The following is a 16910-nucleotide window of genomic DNA, read 5'->3' as shown; positions in this document are numbered from 1 at the left end:
GCATGAAGGAACCCTCCCGCCAGCTGCTGTGGGAGCGGCGGAGCCAGACCCCGCTGCTCCTGCTCGCCGTGGCTTTCGCCGTGGCGTACGCCGTGCCCATCGTCGCCCCCGACGCGCGTGCGGAGGTGCACCGGGCCTGCACGCACGTCGAATGGGTGGTGTGGGGGGCCTTCGCCGTGGACTACCTGGTCCGCCTCGCCCTCGCGGCGGACCGCAAGCACTTCGTCCGGACCCACTGGCTGGACCTGGCCGCCGTGGTGCTTCCGCTCGTGCAGCCGCTGCGCCTGCTGCGGCTGGTCGCCACCTTGATGCTGGTGGGCCGGCGGGCCCGGATGGCTCCGCAGATCCAGCTGACGACGTATGTGGCCGGGGCCGTCGTGGGGCTGCTGATGTTCGGCTCGCTGGCGGTGCTCAGCGTGGAGCGGGACGCCCCCGACGGGAACATCAAGAACCTGGGCGACGCCGTGTGGTGGTCCTTCACCACGATGACGACGGTCGGGTACGGGGACCATTCGCCCACCACCGGCCTCGGCCGGGTCCTGGCCGTCGGTCTGATGCTGTCGGGGATCGCCCTGCTCGGTGTGGTGACCGCCAACATCGCCGCGTGGTTCATCTCCCGCTTCGAACGCGACGACCGGGCGGACATGCTCCAGCTGGCGGCCATCCGGGAACTGCAGGACGAGGTACGGGCGCTGCGCGGCGAGGTCGCCCGGCTGGGCGGCACCACGGCCCCGGCCGCAGCCGTGGCCTCGATCACGACCGCGACCGCGACCACGACCGTGGCCGGCCCGCCGAACGCCCCGGCGCAGCGGGAAGCTACCTCTCCCACACCTTGAACGCCCGCACCTGGTAGGGCGACTGGGGCAGCCAGACCCCGTCGCCCGGATAGGTCTGGAACTCGCCCGTCTCCGCGCACTCGGCCGACTGGTAGGTGGTCACCGGGCGCCCGGTGCGGTTGGTGAGCGACTGGGCGCTGGTCCCGGCCGGCAGCGCGGTGCAGCTGTTGATGTCCAGGTTGCTCAGCTCGTGCGTCTGCCGCGCTCCCTTGAACTCCGGTTTCGCCCACAGGCACAGCTGCCCGGTCGCGCAGGCCCCGAGGGTCGGCGGGCCCGCGGCGTGCGCCGTGGTGGCCGTACTCGGGATGAGGGCGGTGAGGGCCAGGACGGCCGCGGCGAGGGTGGTCGTGGTGGTGGCGCGGGCATTTCGACACGTACGCATGACGGGTCAACTCCTTGTGGACGGCGGGCACCGGACCGTTTCCGAAAGCTCCGCCGAGACCACGCTGACCTGCGGCGACGGGCGGGCGGAAGAGGCCCCGGACGGGTCCACCCGGATAGGCGACAGCCCCGGCGGAACCCTCCGGCATGGCCTTGGTACGTACGGAGTTGACGCCTCCGGGAGCCGTGGGGCCGGGCCCGCGGCCGCCCCGGCCGGGGTGCGGGCCGGGCCCGGCCCGCACCCGAACGTGTCATGCGCGAGCGCTCCCGCGGGCCGGCCGAGGACCTCGGACGGCGCGTCGCAAACGGCTTAACGCAGCGGTCGCCACCCCGTCGGTCACCGGTACGCTGACCGCCCACTCGGCGTCAGAAGGGAGCCCCGCGGTGATGACCGACGAGCGGTCGGCGACGGCCGCGCCGGTGACCGGACTGCGCGAACGCAAGAAACGGCGCACCCGGAACGCGCTGCTGCGCGCCGCCCTCCTGCTGTTCCTCTCCCAGGGGTACGAGCGCACCACCGTCGACGAGATCACCGACGCCGTGCACGTGTCCCAGCGCACCTTCTTCCGCTACTTCGCCAACAAGGAGGAGGTCGTCTTCGCCCTCCAGGAGCTGGTCGAGTCGCGGTTCGTCGCCGAGCTGCACGCCCGGCCGGCGGCCGAGGGGCCCTTCGAGGCCCTGCGGGGTGCGGCGCTCGCGGCCTGGGACAGCGTCGAGCTGGCCCTGTCCGAGGTGGTCCCGGTCGATCTCTACATGCGCAGCTACCGGTTGATCGAGTCCACCCCGGCCCTGCTCGCCGTGCACCTGCGGCGCTCCACGGAGCTGGAGGAACGGATCTCCCGGCTGATCGGCGCCCGCGAGGGACTGGACGTGGACGCCGACCCGAGGCCGCGGGTCGCGGTCGCCGCGTTCTGCGGCGTGATGCGCGTCACGGGGCGGCTCTGGGGGCAGGGCGAGGACACCAGTGTGGAGTCGATCCGGCGACTGACGGAGAGCTACCTCGACCGGATCGGCCCGGCGCTGACCTCCAGTTGGCGCGGGTCCGCGTAGCCCGTCGGCCCGCGCCGTCCGGTCCGCCGACGCGCCCGCGGGTCCTCCGACCGGGCCTCACGGAGTCCCACGGTCGGCCGTGAGTCCTGTCACCCGGCACGTCTGCGGCGTAAGACGTCTCATACGCTGGTCACAGTGAACCTGCCCGGCCTTGCCCACCCCACCGCCCTCGGCGCCGACCCGCGCCCTGCCGCTTTGCGTGCCCTGCTCGCGCTGGCGGTGGTCTTCATCATGCTGGCGACCACCGGCTGGACGGCCGTGCACCGGCCCGAGAAGGACACCCCGCTGCGGGTCGCAGCCCTCGGCGCCTGGGCCAAGGCCCGGATCGACGGCCGCCCGGTGCCCGCCGCGGACGCTCCCGCACGGACGGTGGCCCGTTTCTTCGCGGGCCTCGACGGTGCCCAGCGCGCCCGGCTCGCCGACGGCTATCCGCTCGTCGTGGGCAACCTCGACGGGGCCCCCGCGGCCGTCCGCTACCGGGCGAACCAGCAGGGCCTGGAGCAGGCCCGCCGGGTCGAGGAGGCCCGCAGCCACGATGTCGCGCTGACCCCTGCCGACCGGTCCACGGCCATCCGGCGCTCCCACCGCTTCGCCTCGCTCACCGGGCCGGGCCGCCAGATCCTCGCCTTCGACCCGAGCGGCAACGGCCGCGTGGCCGAGGTCTTCGGTGACCTCGCCGGGGCCGAGCGGGTCTCGGTGATCGTCCCCGGTGTCGACACCGACGTGCTCACCTTCGAGCGCACCCAGCGCCGGCTGACCTCCCCGGTCGGCATGGCCGAGTCCCTGTACGAGGCCCAGCGGGCGGCCGAGCCGGACAGCCGGACGGCGGTCATCGCCTGGGCCGGCTACACCGCCCCCACCGGCATCGGTGTGGACGCCGCCACGGGCCGCATGGCCGTCGACGGCGCCGTCCTGCTGAAGTCCCTCACCACGGCCCTGCCCGGGGACGCGAGCGTGGCGCTGTTCTGCCACAGCTACGGATCGGTGGTCTGCGGGGTCGCGGCGCACGAGCTGCCGCGCCGGGTCACCGACGTGGTGGTGGCGGGCAGCCCCGGGATGCGCGCGGAGAACGTCGCCGGGCTGCACACCTCGGCGCGGGTCTGGGCGACGCGCGACGAGGGCGACTGGATCGCGGACGTACCGCACCTGGAGGTCGGCGGTCTGGGCCACGGCGCCGATCCGGTCTCCCCGGCGTTCGGCGCGCGGCTGCTGTCCTCGGCCCGGGCCAAGAGCCACACCGGCTATTTCGCGCCAGGTACGGACTCGATGGACAACTTCGCCAAGATCGGAACCGGCGCCTTCGCTTCCGTTGTCTGTGCGACCGGGAACGATGCGTGCCGGCGCGGGATTTCCGGGACAGAGCAGGACTGACGCGCGTAGAGGCGCGGAAATCGGTCCCCGCAACCGGGGGGACGCGCGGGGGCACCGCCGTTTACGATGTGCCGCATGGGTGACGTACTGGCCGGAAATCATGCCGTCTGGGAGTTCGACTCGGACTCGGTGCTCATCCGCTTCGCACGGGGGATCAGAACGCCGAGGCTGCCACGACTCTGGCATGCCCTGGGCTCGCGCCGGATCCCCCTCGAAGCGGTGTCCGCCGTGACCGTGACCGTGACCGGCAACAAGCGGGACACGGTGGTTCTGCGTGCCCTGCCGCGGCCGGGCGCGGATCCGCTGATGGAGGCCGCCGCCGGGCAGCTCAAGGAGGCCTGCGACCCGTACCGGCTGGTGCTGCCGGGTGACCGGGCGCCGGCCGCCACGGCGTTCGCCGACGAGCTGCGGTCCCGGCTCGGGCCGGACGCCGCCGAGCCGTCCGAGCACTTCCTCGTCGACGTGCCGCAGCCGCCGCTGCACCTGAAGGCGTACGACGCCCGGGTGGGCTTCGACGGCTCGGCGATCACCTTCCAGTGGTCCCGTACGGGCGCCTCCAGCACCAAGTGGAAGGCGGGCGACCAGCGCTTCCCGCTGGCCGCGCTCACCGGCGTCGAGTGGAGCTCCCCCGAGGGCCCCGGCGGGCACCTGCGGCTGCTGCTGCGGGACACCACCGGTGACCCCCGCCCGGACCACGACCTGGCGGCGGCCGTCTTCGGCACGGGCTACGGGGCGGTGCACGACTCGCTGCCGTTCGCCGCGGCCGTCCTGGCCGCCCTGCGCGCCCGTACCCCGGTCGCCTCCGTGCCACGGGCCCGCTCCGGCGACGACCGGCTGCGGCACCTGAGCGAGCTGCACACGGCGGGGCTGCTCACGGACGCGGAATACGCGGCGCTGCGGGACCGGTTCGCCGCCGAGTCGCTCTGAGCGGGGCCCGGCGGTTCAGGCCTCCCGCGCCGCCGAGGTGAAGCTCATGTCCGGGTAGCGGTTCCCGGCGACCTGCGCGGCGATCGGCTCCAGCAGGTCCAGCTCGGCCTGGGTGAGGGTGATCCGGGTCGCCCCGGTGTTCTCGCGCAGCCGTCCGGGCTTGCGGGTGCCCGGGATCGGGACCACGGTCAGCCCGTGCACCTTCGCCCGCTGCTGCACCCAGGCCAGGGCGATCTGCGCCGGGGTCGCACCGCGCTGCGCGGCGATCTCCCGGACCGGGACCAGCAGCTCCGCGTTGGCCTTGGCGTTGTCGCCGTTGAAGCGCGGCTGGTAGCGGCGGAAATCGTCCTGCGACAGCTCCGCGGACGCGTCCGCGAAGGACCCGGTCAGGAAGCCCCGGCCGAGCGGGGAGTACGGCACGAACGCCACACCCAGCTCCGCCGCCGCGCCGACCGCGCTGCGCTCCACGTCCCGGCTGAACAGCGACCACTCCGACTGGAGCGCCGCGATCGGGTGCACGGCGTGCGCCTCGCGCAGCTCCGCGCCGGTGACCTCGCTGAGGCCCAGGTGGCGGACCTTGCCCTCCTGCACCAGCTCCGCCATGGCGGCGACGGACTCGGCGAACGGCACGGCCGGGTCGCGCCGGTGCATGTAGTACAGGTCGATGACGTCCACGCCGAGCCGGCGCAGGCTGGCCTCCACGGCCGCGCGGACGTAGCCGCGGTCGTTGCGGATGCCCCGGTACTGCGGGTCGTCGGTGCGCTCTATGGCGAACTTCGTCGCCAGGGTGATCTCGTCCCGGTGGGCGGCCACGAAGGGCGCCAGGAACTCCTCGTTGCGCCCCCGCCCGTAGACGTCCGCGGTGTCGAAGAGCGTGACCCCGGCGGCCAGCGCCGCGTCCAGGGTCTCCCGGGCCGCCGCCTCGTCGGTGTCCCCGTAGAACTCGCTCATGCCCATGCAGCCGAGCCCCTGGACGCCGACCAGCGGGCCGCCCTTGCCGAGCTCGACCTGTTCGAGGGTGGTGCCGTGCTCCGTCATTGCTGTGCCTTCCCCGATACCGTTTTCATGGCGTACATATCGATCTTGTAGTCCAGTACGGCGAGCGCGTCCGTGAGCTCCGTGATCCGCGAGCGCACCTCGCGGCGCGTGCGTTCCAGCAGCTCCCGGCGTTCCCCCACCGTGTGCTCGCCCTCGCGGACCAGTTCGGCGTACCGCACCATGTCCGCCACCGACATCCCCGTGGCCCGCAGCTTGCCCACGAAGGCCAGCCAGTCGAGGTCCTTGTCGGTGAAGCGCCGCTGCCCCGAGTGGGAGCGGTCCACGTGCGGCATCAGGCCGATCCGCTCGTACCAGCGCAGGGTGTGCTGGGTCAGACCGGTCCGGGCCTCGACCTCGCTGATCGTGTACCGCGTCTGCGTCAGGCTCTGGCTCATGACTCCACGCTAAAACCCTTGAGTGCACTCCAGGCAAGTAGGCTCGGCGACATGGACAGCGTGGAGGACGGGAACGGCATGGAAAGCCTGCGAATCATCGAGACCTGGCCGGTGCCGACCGCGGCGGCGGCCGTCGTACGGGCCGACGGGAGCCTGGCGGGCTCCCACGGGCCCGTCGACCACCGGTTCGCTCTGGCGTCGGTCACCAAGCCGCTTGCCGCGTACGCCGCCCTCGTCGCGTACGAGGAGGGGGCGATCGAGCTGGACGAGCCGGCCGGGCCCGAGGGGTCGACGGTCCGTCACCTGCTCGCGCACACCAGCGGCCTGGCCTTCGACGAGCACCGGGTGTCGGCCCCGCCCGGGCAGCGCCGGCTGTACTCGAACGCCGGTTTCGAGGAGCTCGGCGACCACATCGCCAAGGCCACCGGCATCCCCTTCGCGGAGTACCTGCACCAGGCGGTCTTCGAGCCGCTGGGCATGGAGCGGACCACCCTGGAGGGCTCGCCCGCCAAGGACGGCGTCTCGACCGTCGCCGACCTGCTGCGGTTCGCCGCCGAGCTGCAGGCGCCGCGGCTGCTGGACGTCCGTACGGTCGCCGAGGCCACCTCCGTGGTCCACCCCGGGCTCAAGGGCGTCCTGCCGGGCTACGGGCACCAGTCCCCCAACGACTGGGGCCTCGGCCTGGAGATCCGCGACCACAAGTCCCCGCACTGGACGGGCGTTTCCTCCTCGCCGCGCACCTTCGGCCACTTCGGCCAGGCGGGCACCTTCCTGTGGGTGGACCCGGACGCGCGCGCCGCGTGCGTGGCCCTGACCGACCGCGCCTTCGGCCCGTGGGCGGCCGAGGCCTGGACCCCGTTCACCGACGCGGTACTGGCCGAGCTGCGCTCCCGCTAGGCCGGCCTAGTCACCGGACCGGTCGGGGAACTCCCAGATCAGCAGCTCCCCCGGGGACCCGGCGACGACCTCCAGGTCCCGTTCGGCGGTGATCCGTACCGAATCCCCGGGGCCCAGCTCCGCCCCGTCCAGGCGCACGTCCCCGCGCACCACATGCAGGTACACCCGGTCGGCCGCGGGTACGGCGACGCGCTCGCCCGCGCCGGGCCGCCGGACGTGCAGGACGGCGCCGGCCCCGGGGACCTCGTAGGGCGCGGTGCCGGTGATCCCGCGGACGACCCCGTACGAGGGCTCGCCGCCCGCGGCGAGGGGCGAGAGCCACATCTGTACGAAACGCAGCCGCCCGGCGCCGTCGTTGCGCTCCACGTGCCGCGCCCCGGATCCGGCGCTGAACCGCTGTACGTCCCCGGGCCGCACCACGCTCTTCTCGCCGGTGCTGTCCTGGTGGGTGAGCTCGCCCTCGATCACCCAGGTCACGATCTCGGTGTGGCTGTGCGGGTGCTCGTCGAAGCCGGCGCCCGGCGCGAGGGTCTCCTCGTTGCAGGCGAGCACCGGCCCGAAGCGCAGATTGTCCGGGTCGTAGAAGGCGCCGAAGGAGAAGGCGTGCCGGGTGGTGATCCCGGCGGCCGGGTCCCCGCCCTCGTACCGGTCGGCGCCGGGGCGAACATCAATCATGGACGCCACGGTAGACCCCGGCGCGGACCGGGGCGCGGGCCGCGGGCGGGACCGGACTCCGCGTACCCGTCCCGATAAGGCAGTCTTGTCACGTGCCCCAACCCGAACGTGAGCATTCGCCCGCCACACATGCCGCGCATCCCGCTCCCGCCCATCCGCACACCGCGACCCTCCGCCGACTGGAGAAGTCCGCGGGCCGGCTGGCCGCCAACGCGATCGCGCGCATGGACGAGACCCTGCCGTGGTACCGGGCCATGCCGCCCGAGAACCGGTCCTGGATCGGCCTGGTCGCCCAGGCCGGCATCGCCGCGTTCACGGAGTGGTTCAGGCACCCGGAGACACCGCAGGCCATCTCCACCGATGTCTTCGGGACGGCTCCGCGCGAGCTGACCCGGGCGATCACCCTGCGCCAGACCGTCGAGATGGTCCGCACGACGATCGAGGTCATGGAGTCCGCGATCGAGGAGGTGGCGGCCCCGGGCGACGAGTCGATCCTGCGCGAGGCGCTGCTCGTGTACGCCCGGGAGATCGCCTTCGCGACCGCCCAGGTGTACGCGCAGGCCGCCGAGGCGCGCGGGGCCTGGGACGCCCGGCTGGAGTCCCTGGTCGTCAACGCGGTGCTGTCCGGCGAGGCGGACGAGGGTGCGCTGTCGCGGGCGGCGGCGCTGGGCTGGAACTCGCCGGAGCACGTGTGCGTGGTGCTCGGCACCGCGCCGGAAGGCGACAGCGAGCTGACGGTCGAGGCGATCCGGCGCGCGGCCCGTCACCACAAGCTCCAGGTCCTCACGGGCGTGCTCGGGGACCGGCTGGTCGTCATCGCGGGCGGCAGCGACAACCCGATCCAGGTGGCCAAGTCGCTGATCGGACCGTTCGCGGCGGGTCCGGTGGTGGCCGGACCGGTGGTGTCCGACCTGCTGAACGCGACGAAATCGGCGCAGGCCGCGGCGGCCGGGCTGAAAGCGTGCACGGCCTGGCAGGATGCCCCTCGGCCGGTCCTGGCGGACGATCTCCTGCCGGAACGTGCCATCGCCTCCGATCCCGCCGCCAGGGATCAGCTGGTGGAGGAGATCTACAGACCGCTGGAGGAGGCGGGGTCCGCACTGCTGGAGACCCTGAGCGTCTACCTGGAGCAGGCGAGCAGCCTGGAAGGGGCGGCGCGGATGCTGTTCGTGCACCCCAACACGGTGCGCTACCGGCTGCGACGTGTGACCGACGTCACCGGATGGTCTCCTTCTGATGTCCGCTCGGCGTTCACGCTGCGAATCGCCCTGATTCTCGGGCGTCTGGCCGACGGCGACCCCCAGTCCTAGACTTTTGTCGGACATCAACAATTACCCCGACGGTTCTTCGTCCCTGTCCCCACGGGCGGCAGGGACCATCCACAAGAGAGAGTGTGAGGGTGCTCGTACTCGTCGCTCCCGGCCAAGGCGCTCAGACGCCCGGCTTCTTGACTCCCTGGCTCGAACTTCCCGGTGCCGCTGACCGCGTCGCCGCGTGGTCGGACGCCATCGAGCTCGACCTTGCCCACTACGGCACGAACGCAGATGCCGACGCGATCCGCGACACGGCCGTGGCCCAGCCCCTGCTGGTCGCCGCGGGCCTGCTGTCCGCGTCCGCGCTCGGTTCCCCGGCCGCCTTCGGCGCCGTCGCGGGCCACAGCGTCGGTGAGATCACCGCCGCCGCCTACGCCGGCGTGCTGTCCGAGGCCGACGCGCTGTCGTTCGTCCGGACCCGCGGTCTGGGTATGGCCGAGGCCGCCGCCGTCACCGAGACCGGCATGGCCGCGGTCCTCGGCGGTGACCCCGACGTGGTCGTCGCACACCTGGAGAAGCTGGGCCTGACGCCCGCGAACATCAACGGCGCGGGTCAGATCGTGGCCGCCGGCACGATGGAGCAGATCGCCGCTCTGGAGGCCGACAAGCCCGAAGGCTCCATGAAGGTCGTCGCCCTCAAGGTCGCGGGCGCGTTCCACACGCACCACATGGCCCCCGCGGTCGCCACGCTGGAGAAGGCCGCCGAGGCCCTCACCCCGGCGGACCCGGCGCTGAAGTACGTCTCGAACAAGGACGGCCTTGTCGTCACCACGGGCGCCGATGTCGTCGCCCGCCTGGTCGGTCAGGTCGCCAACCCGGTCCGCTGGGACCTGTGCATGGAGACGTTCGCCGAACTGGGCGTCACGGGAATCATCGAGCTCAGCCCCGGTGGCACCCTGACGGGTCTGGCCAAGCGCGCGCTGAAGGGCGTACCGAGCGTGGCGCTGAAGACCCCGGACGATCTCGACAAGGCCGCGGCGCTCATCGCCGAACTGACGGCCTGAGAGAAGGAGCCCACACAGCATGTCCAAGATCAAGCCGGCCAAGGGCTCCCCTTACGCCCGCATCCTCGGTGTCGGCGGCTACCGCCCGATCCGTGTGGTGCCCAACGAGGTCATCCTCGAGACCATCGACTCGTCCGACGAGTGGATCCGCTCCCGCTCCGGCATCGCGACCCGGCACTGGGCCTCGCCCCAGGAGACCGTCTCCGCGATGTCGGTGGAGGCCTCGGGGAAGGCGCTGGCCGACGCCGGTGTCGCCCCGGAGCAGATCGGTGCCGTGATCGTCTCGACGGTCTCGCACTTCAAGCAGACCCCGGCCGTCGCGACCGAGATCGCGCACCGGATCGGCGCGGGCAAGCCCGCCGCCTTCGACATCTCCGCCGGCTGTGCCGGGTTCGGCTACGGCCTGACCCTGGCCAAGGGCCTGGTGGTGGAAGGTTCCGCGGAGTACGTCCTCGTCATCGGCGTGGAGCGGCTCTCGGACCTGACCGACCTGGAGGACCGCGCGACGGCCTTCCTGTTCGGTGACGGCGCCGGCGCCGTGGTCGTCGGTCCCTCGGACGAGCCGGCCATCGGCCCCACGGTGTGGGGTTCCGAGGGCGACAAGTCCGAGACGATCAAGCAGACCGTGCCGTGGGACGAGTACCTCGGCAAGGACGGCGGCGAGAAGTTTCCGGCCATCACCCAGGAGGGTCAGGCGGTCTTCCGCTGGGCCGTCTTCGAGATGGCCAAGGTGGCCCAGCAGGCGCTCGACGCGGCCGGGATCACCGCAGACGACCTGGACGTCTTCATTCCGCACCAGGCGAACATGCGGATCATCGACTCGATGGTGAAGACTCTGAAGCTGCCGGAGCACGTCACGGTCGCCCGTGACGTGGAGACCACCGGCAACACGTCGGCCGCCTCGATTCCGCTCGCTATGGAGCGGCTCCTGGCGACCGGAGCGGCGAAGAGCGGCGACACCGCGCTCGTCATCGGCTTCGGGGCGGGGCTCGTCTACGCCGCGACGGTCGTTACCCTCCCCTAGGGCCGGGATCCACATCCCGCCCTGTTCCACCTCAGTTAGCTATAGAAGGAGCGCCACATGGCCGCCACGCAGGAAGAGATCGTCGAGGGTCTCGCGGAGATCGTCAACGAGATCGCCGGTATCCCCACCGAGGACGTCGCGATCGAGAAGTCCTTCACCGACGACCTGGACGTCGACTCGCTCTCCATGGTCGAGGTCGTCGTCGCCGCCGAAGAGCGCTTCGACGTCAAGATCCCGGACGAGGACGTCAAGAACCTCAAGACGGTCGGCGACGCCGCTGACTACATCCTGAAGCACCAGGCCTGAGCCTGACGAGCGTTTGTCGCCACCTGGCGGTGGCGCCGTGACAATTCAGCACCCCCTGAGACGTGGAGAAAGAATTCCTGTGAGCCCGACCAATCGCACCGTGGTCGTCACCGGTATCGGCGCAACCACTCCGCTGGGTGGCGACAGCGCTTCGACCTGGGAAGGTCTGCTTGCCGGCCGTTCCGGCGTGAAGCCCCTGGAGGGCGAGCGCTTCGCCGAACTCCCGGTACGCATCGCCGCTCGGGCCGCCGTCGACCCGAGTGAGGTCCTGCCCCGGCCGCTGGCCCGCAAGCTGGACCGCTCGGCGCAGTTCGCCATCATCGCGGCCCGTGAGGCATGGGCCGACGCCGGTTACACGACCCCGGCCGGCGAGGAGACGGAAGAGGGCGCCTTCATCGCGCCCGAGCGTCTGGGCACCGTGATCGCCTCCGGCATCGGCGGTGTCACCACCCTGCTCGACCAGTACGACGTCCTGAAGGACAAGGGTGTGCGCCGGGTCTCCCCGCACACCGTCCCCATGCTCATGCCGAACGGCCCGTCGGCCAACGTCGGCCTGGAGGTCAACGCCCAGGCGGGCGTGCACACTCCGGTCAGCGCCTGCGCGTCCGGCGCCGAGGCCATCGGCTACGCCGTCGAGATGATCCGTTCCGGCCGCGCCGACGTGGTCGTCGCGGGCGGCACCGAGGCGGCGATCCACCCGCTGCCGATCGCCGCGTTCGCCAACATGATGGCGATGTCCAAGAACAACGAGAACCCCGAGCAGGCCTCCCGCCCGTACGACAAGGCCCGTGACGGCTTCGTACTGGGCGAGGGCGCGGGCGTCGTCGTCCTGGAGTCCGCCGAGCACGCCGCCGCGCGCGGTGCCCGGGTCTACTGCGAGGTGCTGGGCCAGGGTCTGTCCGCGGACAGCCACCACATCGCGCAGCCGGAGCCGACCGGCCGCGGTGTCGCGGCCGCGGTGCAGAACCTGCTCGACAACACGGGTCTCGACCCGGCCGAGCTGGTCCACCTGAACGCGCACGCCACGTCCACCCCGCAGGGTGACACGGCCGAGCTGAAGGCCCTGCGCAAGGTGCTGGGCGACGACCTCGACCACATCGCGATCTCCGCGACCAAGTCGATGACGGGTCACCTGCTGGGTGGCGCGGGCGGTATCGAGACCGTCGCGACCGTGCTGGCGCTGTACAACCGGCTGGCCCCGCCGACGATCAACATCGACAACCTCGACGAGGACATCGACGCGGACATCGTCGTCGGCGAGCCGCGCAAGCTGCCGGCCGACGGCCCGATCTCCGCGATCAACAACTCCTTCGGCTTCGGCGGCCACAACGTGACCCTGGCATTCCGCACGGTCTAGTACGTCCGAGCTACGCGAAAGGCCCACCCGGTGCATCCGGGTGGGCCTTCTGCGTGCCCATTGCGTGCCTTCTGCGTAACCGCCGCGGGCCTGCAGCGGGCTCAGACCACCTGGTGGAGCCAGCGGACCGGGGCACCCTCGCCCGCGTAGCGGAAGGGCTCCAGTTCGTCGTCCCACGGCTTGCCCAGCAGCTTGGCGATCTCCGCCTCCAGGTCGGTCTCGCCGCGCGCGGAGCGGGCGAGGGCGGCGCGCAGCCGGTCCTCGGGGATCAGGATGTCGCCGTGCATGCCGGTGACGGCGTGGAAGATGCCGAGCTCCGGGGTGGAGCTGTAGCGCTCGCCCTCGGCGGTCGGGCACGGTTCCGCGGTCACCTCGAAGCGCAGCAGGTGCCAGCCGCGCAGCGCGGAGGCGAGTTTCGAGGCGGTGCCCGCTTCGGCCTGCCAGGAGAACTCGGCTCTCCAGGTGCCCGGGGAGGCGGGCTGTCTGATCCAGTCGAGGTTCACCCGCACCCCGAGCACGCCCGCAACAGCCCATTCCACATGCGGGCAGAGCGCGCGCGGTGCGGAATGCACGTACAGAACTCCACGTGTCGTCACCGGGACCTCCAGTGTGGGACGAGGTCGGGAATAAACTCCAGAAAACGGACAGTATGTGACGTGATGTAATGTAACGGAAATTATTTGACATTGCGCTACGGGACCTGCGGCCGAAACGCCACGGGAAAAAGCTACCGTGCGCCAGGGGTCATGGTGTGACGTACGGTCGCTCCAAGACCCGTAAACACAGAGCTTTCACTCAGCAGGACCCCCCGAACGATGTGGGGACGACAAGGAGGGCCCCTTCCCATGCGCACCACCGCTCCGCGCCGCCGCGCGCGCCGGACCCTCGCGGGCGCGGGCGCGGCGGTCGTCCTGCTGGCCGGGGCGGCCACCGGGTGCAGCTCGGGCGGGTCGGGCGGGCAGGGCGGGGAGAGCGGGGCGCAGGGCGCACCGCGCTGGAACACGGCACCCGCCTCGATCGCGGCCGTGGGCGACTCCATCACGCGCGGTTTCGACGCCTGTTCGGTTCTGGCCGACTGCCCGGAGGTCTCCTGGGCCACCGGGAACGACCCCGCGGTCCGCTCCCTCGCCGCCCGGCTGCTCGGGGACGCCGAGGTGCCCGCCCGGAGCTGGAACTACGCGGTGACCGGCTCGCGGATGGCGGACCTGCCGGCTCAGCTGGCGGGGGCCGCCGCGCACAAGCCCGACCTGGTCACGGTCATGGTGGGCTCGAACGACGCCTGCCGGCCCACGGCTTCGTCGATGACGCCGGTGACGGAGTTCCGGTCCGGTTTCGAGCAGGCCCTCGCGGGCCTGCGGACCGCGTCCCCCGCCTCCCAGGTGTACGTCTCCAGCGTGCCGGACCTGCAGCGGCTGTGGGAGCAGGGCAAGGACCTCCCGATGGTGCGGCAGGTCTGGAAGCTGGGGATCTGTCAGTCCATGCTCGCCGATCCGCTGTCGGCGGCCTCGGGGGCGACCGCCCGGCGCGAGCAGGTGCGGGCGCGGGTGGTGGAGTACAACGAGGTGCTGCGCGAGGTCTGCGCGAAGGACGCGCTGTGCCGCTACGACGGCGGCGCCGTGTTCCAGTACCCCTTCGCGGCGGATCAGTTGAGCCGCTGGGACTGGTTCCATCCGGGCAAGGACGGGCAGGCGCGGCTGGCGGAACTGGCGCACCGCCAGGTGACGGCGGCCGAACCGCCGCGTTGACGCCCCGGCACGCGGCGGGTCCGGGGCCGGGGGTCAGGGCCCGCCCCCGGACCGGTTTTCAGGGGTGATTTCCGGCCATACGGCGTGTCACGCGATGTCGAGCGTCGCGGTCAGCCGGGTGTCACCGTGCGCGTGGCTCGCGCGGACCTCGTAGGTGCCGCCGATCCGCCGCCAGCCGCGGGCCTCCTCGTCCCAGATCTCGAAGGCCCGGGCGGGCAGGGCGATCTCGGTCTCGACGCTCTCGCCGGGGCCCGCCGTGACGCCCGCGAAGGCGGCCAGCCAGCTCGCCGGGCGCTCCGCGCTGTCGTGCGCGGGCGCCAGGTAGACCTGGACGACCTCGCGGCCGGGGCGGGCGCCCGTGTTGGTGAGGCGGACCCGGACCGTGTCGCCGGTGACCTCCAGGGAGTCGTACGTCCAGTCGGTGTAGCCGAGTCCGTGCCCGAAGGCGTAGGCGGGGGTCACGGCGTGCTTCTCGTACGCCCGGTAGCCGATGAAGAGCCCCTCGCGGTACTCCAGTCGCCCGTCGGTGGGGACGACCTCGGTGACGGGCGCGTCCGCGAACCGCGCGGGCCAGGTGGTGGGAAGCCGCCCGCCCGGTTCCGCGTCGCCGAGGAGTACGTCGGCCAGCGCGGCCCCGCCCTCCTGCCCGGGGAACCAGGTCAGCAGGACGGCGGCCACGTCCTCGCGCCACGGGAGCTCCACCGGGGAGCCCGCGTTGACGACGACCACCGTGTTCGGGTTCACGGCGGCGACGGCGCGCACCAGGTCGTCCTGGCGGCCGGGGAGGGTGAGGTCCTGCCGGTCGAAGCCCTCGGACTCCACGCGCTCGGTGGTGGCGACGACCACGACGGCGGTCTCGGCCTCGCGCGCGGCGGCCACGGCCTCGGCGATCAGCTCGTCGGCGTCGCGCCGCGGGCCGAGGTGGAGCAGCGAGAACATGATCGCCCTGAGCGGCAGCGCGGACACGTCGGGGACCTGGAAGGTCAGTGACACCTCGACGGGCTCGCCCTCGGTGAGGGTGAGGCGGGCGCGCTCGCTGGGGGCGCCGAAGAAGGCCTCGAAGGGGTCGGCCTCGTTGCCCATCTCCTGGACGCCGCTCCACATCTGCTCGCCGCCGACGGCCAGGGCGAAGGCGCCGAGTCCGCGGGTGCCGAAGGCGTGCTCGCCGCTCTCGCGCGGCACGAACGTGCCGCGGACCTCGATGCTCGCCATGGTCTCGTACGTGACCCCCGCGGGCAGGTCGTCGCCGATCCACTGGACCTGGCCCGAGGGCAGCCCGCCCTCGCCGAGGACGGCGCCGGAGGCGTCGCGGCAGACGGCGTGGAGCTCGAAGCCCTGACCGGCGGGGGTGAGCTCGTCGGAGGGGTCGGCGCCGACGGTGTAGGTGAGGGCCCCTTCGGGGAGGGCGGCGGTGAGGCCGTCGAGCGGGGAGACGATCCGCTCGGGGAAGACGGTGGCGCTGCCCCCGCCGAGGACACGGGCGTCACGGGCGGCGGCGCCGGAGAGGGCGACGGTGCGGCTGGCGGCCCCGTCGAGCGGCAGTGCCCCTTCGTTGCGGACCAGGACGAAACCGCGGGCGGCGAGCTCGCGGGCCAGCGCCTGGCCGTCGATCGGGGCCGGGGCGCCCTCCACGGCGGCGGGGGCGCCCTCCAGGACACCGACGCGGGCGGCAAGGCGCAGGACGTTGCGCACGGCGTCGTCCACGGCGGACTCGGGGACCTCGCCGGCGCGGACGGCCTCGGCGAGGGCGGGGCCGTAGACGGTGGTGGGGCCGGGCATGGCCACGTCCATGCCGCCCAGGATGTCGCCGGCGGTGGAGCGGGCGGCCATCCAGTCGGAGACGTTGCAGCCGTCGAAGCCCCATTCGGCGCGCAGGACCTCGTTCACCAGGTACTGGTGCTCGGTCATGGTCGTGCCGTTGACCTGGTTGTAGGCGGTCATGATGCCCCAGGGGTGGGCATTGGCGACGATCGCCTCGAAGGGCGCCAGGTACAGCTCGCGCAGCGGGCGCGGGGCGATGACGCTGTCGACGGTGAACCGGTCGGTCTCGGCGTCGTTGCCGACGAAGTGCTTGACGGTGGTGCCGACGCCGCCGTCCTGGACGCCCTTCACATAGCCGGAGCCGACGGCGCCGGTGAGGTACGGGTCCTCGGAGTAGCACTCGAAGTGCCGGCCGCCGAGCGGGGAGCGGTGCAGGTTGACGGTGGGCGCGAGGAGGACGTGCACGCCCTTGCGGCGGGCCTCCTGGGCGAGGAGCCGGCCGGCGCGGCGGGCGAGCTCCGGGTCCCATGCGGCGGCGAGCGCGGTCGGGGACGGCAGGGCGATGGACGGGTCGTCGGCGGTCCAGCGCACGCCGCGGACCCCGATGGGCCCGTCGGAGAAGACCAGGGACTCCAGCCCGATCGCGGGGACGGCGGGCAGGGACCACATGTCCTGGCCGGCCAGGAGCCGGGTCTTGGTGTCGAGGTCCAGTTTGCCCAGCGCCGCCTCGACGGCGTCGTTGCGGCTCTGTTCGCGGACCTGATCGGCATCGGTCACGGCCGTGCCTCCTCGTTGAGTGCGGTTGCTCGGTGCGGTGCCCTCATCGTGGA

The 16910-nt window shown here is 72.5% G+C and carries 17 protein-coding genes; 11 read left to right on the top strand and 6 right to left on the bottom strand.

The features are described from left to right. Positions 1-2 precede the first annotated feature (2 nt). Positions 3-836 (top strand): potassium channel family protein, encoded by an 834-nt coding sequence (locus tag ACFY0D_RS20290; RefSeq protein WP_390799536.1) that lies wholly within the window; start codon positions 3-5, stop codon positions 834-836. On the opposite strand, the gene ACFY0D_RS20285 is transcribed toward ACFY0D_RS20290, so the two are convergent. Beyond that, a complete protein-coding gene (locus ACFY0D_RS20285; protein WP_390799535.1) occupies positions 817-1218 on the bottom strand; it encodes a peptidase inhibitor family I36 protein in 402 nt (133 codons plus the stop codon). The two genes, ACFY0D_RS20290 and ACFY0D_RS20285, sit on opposite strands and share 20 nt — an antisense overlap. Positions 1219-1604: 386 nt before the next feature. Between ACFY0D_RS20285 and ACFY0D_RS20280 the strand changes: the two genes are divergently transcribed. The 3 genes from ACFY0D_RS20280 (at position 1605) to ACFY0D_RS20270 (ending at position 4565) form a co-directional block, all read left to right on the top strand. Beyond that, positions 1605-2267, top strand: a complete 663-nt coding sequence (locus ACFY0D_RS20280; RefSeq protein ID WP_390799534.1) for a TetR/AcrR family transcriptional regulator — start codon at positions 1605-1607, stop codon at positions 2265-2267. 219 nt (positions 2268-2486) lie between these two features. Next, a complete protein-coding gene (locus ACFY0D_RS20275; protein WP_390799580.1) occupies positions 2487-3638 on the top strand; it encodes an alpha/beta hydrolase in 1152 nt (383 codons plus the stop codon). A 66-nt stretch (positions 3639-3704) separates the two neighbouring features. Beyond that, complete coding sequence (locus tag ACFY0D_RS20270) at positions 3705-4565, top strand: DUF4429 domain-containing protein (protein ID WP_390799533.1); 861 nt, start codon at positions 3705-3707, stop codon at positions 4563-4565. 15 nt (positions 4566-4580) lie between these two features. Here the strand turns inward: ACFY0D_RS20270 and ACFY0D_RS20265 are convergent, their stop codons facing one another. Together ACFY0D_RS20265 and ACFY0D_RS20260 are read right to left on the bottom strand one after the other, a co-directional pair. Continuing rightward, positions 4581-5603, bottom strand: coding sequence for an aldo/keto reductase (locus ACFY0D_RS20265; RefSeq protein WP_390799532.1), 1023 nt, complete (start codon positions 5601-5603; stop codon positions 4581-4583). After that, positions 5600-5998, bottom strand: coding sequence for a MerR family transcriptional regulator (locus tag ACFY0D_RS20260; RefSeq protein WP_202201697.1), 399 nt, complete (start codon positions 5996-5998; stop codon positions 5600-5602). Before ACFY0D_RS20260 ends, ACFY0D_RS20265 begins: the two co-directional genes overlap by 4 nt. 78 nt (positions 5999-6076) lie before the next feature. On the opposite strand from ACFY0D_RS20260, the gene ACFY0D_RS20255 reads away from it, so the two are divergent. Continuing rightward, positions 6077-6895 (top strand): serine hydrolase domain-containing protein, encoded by an 819-nt coding sequence (locus ACFY0D_RS20255; RefSeq protein WP_390799579.1) that lies wholly within the window; start codon positions 6077-6079, stop codon positions 6893-6895. 6 nt (positions 6896-6901) lie between these two features. On the opposite strand, the gene ACFY0D_RS20250 is transcribed toward ACFY0D_RS20255, so the two are convergent. After that, positions 6902-7570: a pirin family protein gene (locus ACFY0D_RS20250; protein WP_390799531.1), complete on the bottom strand. Its 669-nt coding sequence runs from the start codon at positions 7568-7570 to the stop codon at positions 6902-6904. 92 nt (positions 7571-7662) lie between these two features. On the opposite strand from ACFY0D_RS20250, the gene ACFY0D_RS20245 reads away from it, so the two are divergent. The 5 genes from ACFY0D_RS20245 to ACFY0D_RS20225 all read left to right on the top strand — a co-directional run bounded on the left by ACFY0D_RS20245 (position 7663) and on the right by ACFY0D_RS20225 (position 12574). Beyond that, a complete protein-coding gene (locus tag ACFY0D_RS20245) occupies positions 7663-8880 on the top strand; it encodes a CdaR family transcriptional regulator (protein WP_301371398.1) in 1218 nt (405 codons plus the stop codon). Positions 8881-8969: 89 nt separating this feature from the next. Next, positions 8970-9887, top strand: coding sequence for an ACP S-malonyltransferase (locus ACFY0D_RS20240; protein ID WP_382540783.1), 918 nt, complete (start codon positions 8970-8972; stop codon positions 9885-9887). A 19-nt stretch (positions 9888-9906) separates the two neighbouring features. Continuing rightward, a complete protein-coding gene (locus ACFY0D_RS20235) occupies positions 9907-10911 on the top strand; it encodes a ketoacyl-ACP synthase III (RefSeq protein WP_327385631.1) in 1005 nt (334 codons plus the stop codon). 57 nt (positions 10912-10968) lie between these two features. Continuing rightward, positions 10969-11217: an acyl carrier protein gene (locus ACFY0D_RS20230; protein ID WP_030009997.1), complete on the top strand. Its 249-nt coding sequence runs from the start codon at positions 10969-10971 to the stop codon at positions 11215-11217. A 79-nt stretch (positions 11218-11296) separates the two neighbouring features. Beyond that, on the top strand, positions 11297-12574 hold the full coding sequence (locus tag ACFY0D_RS20225; protein WP_390799530.1) for a beta-ketoacyl-[acyl-carrier-protein] synthase family protein: 1278 nt from the start codon (positions 11297-11299) through the stop codon (positions 12572-12574). A 101-nt stretch (positions 12575-12675) separates the two neighbouring features. Here the strand turns inward: ACFY0D_RS20225 and ACFY0D_RS20220 are convergent, their stop codons facing one another. Then, positions 12676-13170 (bottom strand): DUF3145 domain-containing protein, encoded by a 495-nt coding sequence (locus ACFY0D_RS20220; protein WP_030160508.1) that lies wholly within the window; start codon positions 13168-13170, stop codon positions 12676-12678. Positions 13171-13419: 249 nt separating this feature from the next. Between ACFY0D_RS20220 and ACFY0D_RS20215 the strand changes: the two genes are divergently transcribed. Then, positions 13420-14319 (top strand): SGNH/GDSL hydrolase family protein, encoded by a 900-nt coding sequence (locus ACFY0D_RS20215; RefSeq protein WP_390799529.1) that lies wholly within the window; start codon positions 13420-13422, stop codon positions 14317-14319. 87 nt (positions 14320-14406) lie between these two features. Here the strand turns inward: ACFY0D_RS20215 and ACFY0D_RS20210 are convergent, their stop codons facing one another. Further along, on the bottom strand, positions 14407-16857 hold the full coding sequence (locus tag ACFY0D_RS20210; protein ID WP_390799528.1) for a beta-glucosidase: 2451 nt from the start codon (positions 16855-16857) through the stop codon (positions 14407-14409). Positions 16858-16910: the final 53 nt, after the last annotated feature.

Origin of the sequence: Streptomyces sp. NPDC001502, assembly GCF_042894785.1 — a bacterium.
Taxonomy (GTDB): domain Bacteria; phylum Actinomycetota; class Actinomycetes; order Streptomycetales; family Streptomycetaceae; genus Streptomyces; species Streptomyces kutzneri.
This window is presented reverse-complemented; position numbering and strand designations above follow the sequence as displayed.

Coding starts and splice junctions, on each gene's coding strand:
- ACFY0D_RS20270 (WP_390799533.1), top strand. CDS start 3,705: ATGTGCCGCATGGGTGACGTACTGGCCGGAAATCATGCCGTCTGGGAG.
- ACFY0D_RS20255 (WP_390799579.1), top strand. CDS start 6,077: ATGGAAAGCCTGCGAATCATCGAGACCTGGCCGGTGCCGACCGCGGCG.
- ACFY0D_RS20230 (WP_030009997.1), top strand. CDS start 10,969: ATGGCCGCCACGCAGGAAGAGATCGTCGAGGGTCTCGCGGAGATCGTC.
- ACFY0D_RS20280 (WP_390799534.1), top strand. CDS start 1,605: ATGACCGACGAGCGGTCGGCGACGGCCGCGCCGGTGACCGGACTGCGC.
- ACFY0D_RS20285 (WP_390799535.1), bottom strand. CDS start 1,218: ATGCGTACGTGTCGAAATGCCCGCGCCACCACCACGACCACCCTCGCC.
- ACFY0D_RS20290 (WP_390799536.1), top strand. CDS start 3: ATGAAGGAACCCTCCCGCCAGCTGCTGTGGGAGCGGCGGAGCCAGACC.
- ACFY0D_RS20265 (WP_390799532.1), bottom strand. CDS start 5,603: ATGACGGAGCACGGCACCACCCTCGAACAGGTCGAGCTCGGCAAGGGC.
- ACFY0D_RS20260 (WP_202201697.1), bottom strand. CDS start 5,998: ATGAGCCAGAGCCTGACGCAGACGCGGTACACGATCAGCGAGGTCGAG.
- ACFY0D_RS20235 (WP_327385631.1), top strand. CDS start 9,907: ATGTCCAAGATCAAGCCGGCCAAGGGCTCCCCTTACGCCCGCATCCTC.
- ACFY0D_RS20215 (WP_390799529.1), top strand. CDS start 13,420: ATGCGCACCACCGCTCCGCGCCGCCGCGCGCGCCGGACCCTCGCGGGC.
- ACFY0D_RS20250 (WP_390799531.1), bottom strand. CDS start 7,570: ATGATTGATGTTCGCCCCGGCGCCGACCGGTACGAGGGCGGGGACCCG.